This window comes from Micromonospora sp. NPDC048830 (assembly GCF_043198215.1).
Classification (GTDB): Bacteria; Actinomycetota; Actinomycetes; order Mycobacteriales; family Micromonosporaceae; genus Micromonospora.
Genome location: NZ_JBICUP010000108.1, coordinates 1 through 4200, shown reverse-complemented (window position 1 = coordinate 4200; position 4200 = coordinate 1). Strand labels below are relative to the sequence as shown.

The window sequence follows — 4200 nt, the reverse complement described above, 5'->3', positions numbered from 1 at the left end:
CACACCCTTCCCACCACCCGAAGACGAACCACCCTCCCCAGGACCCCACTCAAACGCCGCCGCACCACCAGGCAACGACCCATCCCCGGAACCCGACTCACCCTCCGCACCCGACCCATCCCCGGCGCCCGGCCCCTGCCCGGTGCTCGGAGCCTGCCCGGTCGGCTTAGGTTGCCACCCATTAAGGATGCGCATGTTGAACGATTCCTGCCGGTCTCGGAGCTGGTCTATGAGCGCCTCGAACTGATCGACCGTCGTTTTCGTTTTGAAGATCTTGTAGGCGTGCCCGGTTCCGCCGATCAACGGCGCCCTGACCACGACGAAAACGCCGGTAACGGATTCCGATCCGACCTGCCGCGACCACTTCCCCACCCAAAATCTGACCAGCGTCCGAGCGGCGACCTTCACCTTCGCCCCACCGAGCGCGCCTACCGTACCAACGCCAATATTCAGGGGAGGGGACAATCGTTTGCCCGTCGTCAGTACGTCCTCGAACTCCTTTGCCTCGGAAAGATCCCACTGATTCTGCGGCACCCACAGCGCCTTTATGCGCAGCGACTCGATGTCGTCTGCGGTGGGGGCGGGCTCCAGCTCCAGGTACAGGGTCCTCCCGTTAGGACTATTTTTGGCCGGTAGTTCCACGAACGCGGCGGATCGACCAGTGCTGTCATACCCGAGTTCGAGACGAACCTCTTTGACGTCCGCAGGAAAGACGAACGAACCTCCGTCGACCACGGCCTGTGGGATATAGACCGGGCTGCCGGCGAATTCTACGTTCAACTTCCGAGAGTTTTTCGGTTTACGCTTCAGCGACGCCGTGATGTGGTAGGACCCGACGAACGATGGGGGGTCGAGTCTCCACGCCTGGCCGGGCACCTCAGGCAAGTCCGGCACGACACCGCCGGACTCACCGGCCCTGATGGTGTCGCTCGACCTCGCGCCCGCCCCGCGCGCAACCCCTGCAGGCAACGACGACCCATCCCCTGCGCCCGGCTCACCCCGCTCAGGTGCCGACCCGGTTAGCGGGACACGCCGATCAGCCCGTTCCTGCCGGTTGTTGAAAGAATTTCTGATCCCATCGAACTCATCGATCTTCTTGTCCGTGTCGAAGAGTCGGTAGGCGTGTCGGTTTTCGTCGCGGACCAACGGCGCCCCGACCACGACGAAAACGCCGCGTTCCGATCCGGCCAGGCGCGGCCACTTCCCCACCCGGATGGTGATCTCCGTCCCCTGGGCAACCTGCACCTCCCCCCCACCAGGGGTCAAGTGCCCCTCCCTGCCAATGGGAGTACGCAGGGGGCGGGGCAGTGTGTTTGCCATCAAAATTTGAACTTTGTAAGTCACTGCGTCGGCAAGATCCCACCGATCCTCCAGCTCCCACAACACATTTGCGGACTTCAACATGCCGCTGATGCTGTCCACGGTGAGGGCGGGATTGACCACTTCCACATACAGTTTCTGTTCGGCTTCGCCGACCGTGGCCGAGATTTCCGCGACCATCAGGGGTCGACCAATGACGTCAAACCCGGCGCTGTAAAAAATCCGGTCCATCGTGGGGAAGCCGAACGAACCTCCGCCGGCCACGACGCCTCCCGGGAGCTGGACATTGGCACCATTCCCCCGCCTGCTACCCCCGCGGAGCCGTAAGCCCAATTGCCTCTTGGTCGTCATGTACGTCGTGCTGCGGTAGGAATCGACGAACAATGGGTGATCGGGTTTCCATGCCCGGCCGGGTGCCATTGTCTTCAGAGCTTTCAACTCGTCGGGAGTGAACATGCGGTCGATCATTTGGAAGATGGCGCTTTCGGTGCCGTCGGGCCGGGTGTACCGGATTTCGACAAAACCGGCACCATTCCTTCCCCTAATCTTCCCGATAGTGACATCGACCTCATCACCCGGGCGAACAAGCCCATCGATCCCATCGATCCCATCGATACCATCGAGACGCATCTCCTGGCCGGCCAGCCAGATGCTCAACCCTGGCACCGGACGAGTGAACCCCGATATCTCCGGGTCATGCCGCACCGGGGTGGCCGGGACGCGAATGGTGAATGGGTCGTAGAGGTTCGTTGGGCGCTGGTCTTCCCAGCCGCCCTGGTCCTTGAGATTGCGCAAGTATCGGTGATGCGCGGCGAGTTCCTGGACCTGACTGTACGGGAAGGAGGAGCGTTGACGGATGACCGCGAGGTCACGCTGGAAGGTGTTTTCCAGAATACGCGAGTAGGCGCTGTCGCGATTATTCTCCGCCTCGGCGATCGCGTCTTGCAGCAGATCACGTGTCTTTTCAAACTCCCCATCCAGTTTCTCCCGCTCGCTGGTGTCTATCTTTGCCTGGGGGAAGCCCGCAGCGATCTGGTCGGCGATGCCGTCTTCGGCACGGGGTTTGACGAGGAAGTAAGCGCCCTTCCACCACAGGACCTGTTTCGGGACGACACCGTCACCCGGCTGCGGGCCGATGCGGTACGGGGCGCCGAACGGATGATGGACCTGCATCGGCCCCAACTTCTCGGCCGCCACATGGAAAGACACAAGCGTGAGTTCGTGAACCCCGCCACCTACGACCTTGGGGAACCAGATCCGGTGCAGCGCCTCCCGCTCCTTCTTCTCCGACACGCCCTGCGGATACGGAAGAATCTTCCTAAATTTCGACCCTTCGTCCCGGGCAAGGTCGTCGGCCAGCTCACGAATCACCCACGCACGCAGTCCATCCAGGCTGCGGACCTTCAACTCCGCCAACTGTTCCCCAAAGGCGTCCAACACCGGCTGAAAGACCCCAGCCACCCCCGTGTCAAACCGCCGAGGATCGACGTCGAACACCTTGAGCGCCCACTCCTCGAAGAGTGTCGCCTGGTGGTCACTGGACACCACGGCCGACAACGCGGTGATCGCCGCTGTCACCTTCTGCTCCAACGACGCGACATCGACCTCCGCCGGCGGCGCCGCCGAGCCATCCGCCGGTGCCGGCGCTGCCGGCGAGCCCGGGGACCCGACCGGCGCATCGGCCAGCGCGGGGTTCTCCGACGGCATGATGAATGCCGACGGGTCCATCCCTGACGACAGCCAGTCCATGGACTCGCCCGGCGCAGCGTCCGCCGGATCCGTTCCTGGCAGCAGGTCCAGGAACTCGCCCGGCGCAGCGTCCGCCGGATCCGTTCCTGGCAGCAGGTCCAGGAACTCGCCCGGCGCAACGTCCGCCGGCGGCGGCAACGCCGAGCCGAGCGCCGGTGGCACCCCTGCCCCCTCCGTCGAAAATTCAGGCGCCTGTGTCGGCGCTGCCGTCGAGCCCGGGGACCCACCCGCTCCGCCGGCCGCCGGCCGCAGCCAATCCGGGAAAGCCAATTCTTCCAGGTTATCGGGCAATTGCGGATCACCGGCGTAAAAATGCAGGCCACCGTGAGGCTGCTGCCCTGTCGGCTCATATTCGATGCGCTGACGCTTCGGCTCAGGTCCCGACTCCGGCGAGCCAGGCGTCGCTGGCCCCCCTAGCCCCTCCGTCAAAGAGTCAGACGCCGGTGTCGGCGCTGCCGTCGAGCCCGGGGACCCACCCGATCCGTCGGTCTCCGTCCGCCGCCGATCCAGGAAAGCCGATGACTCCGACATGTCGAACGGTTTCGGGTCATGGTCAAGATCCAGGCCGTCATCAGACCGGCCGCCTTCCGCACCGGACGGCCGATCGCCGGGCGGAGCGTCAGAGCCGGCCGGGCCCCATTCCATCGCCGCCGGCCGACCAGGCAACGAACGGGACGACACGTCCAAAGACTCGGACTCAGACTCAGACTCAGACTCAGACTCAGACTCATAACCGGACGACTCATACCCGGACGACTTAGACCCGGACGACTCATAACCGGACGACTCAGCCCCGGACGGCCCAACCGACCGTAGCGCACCCGTCGGCGCCGCGAAATCAGCCACCGCCCAGATCTGGTCCTTCTCCCGCTCCGTGAACCCAGGCTCATGATCCTCACCGGTAGGATGATCCTTACCGGCCGGCCTGGTCTCCTTCAGGACATCCTTGGGCGATGGAGGGTGCTTAATCCCAAGTAAATGCCCGAACTCATGCCCATACCAGTCAGGACCAAGACCCGCAAGCCAATGGAATATCTCGATCCGACCCGCCGACTTATCTTTACTGACCCACACATTCCTGCTCTTCTTCAGAGCATCACCAAAAGGACTGAGCCGCACCTTCGACCGGAC

The 4200-nt window shown here is 63.6% G+C and carries 1 pseudogene; it reads right to left on the bottom strand.

Annotation, left to right across the window (positions count from 1 at the left end):
- Window positions 1–3231 (bottom strand): annotated as a pseudogene (locus ACGFIZ_RS34035) (hypothetical protein); the annotation flags it as partial.
- Window positions 3232–4200: the final 969 nt, after the last annotated feature.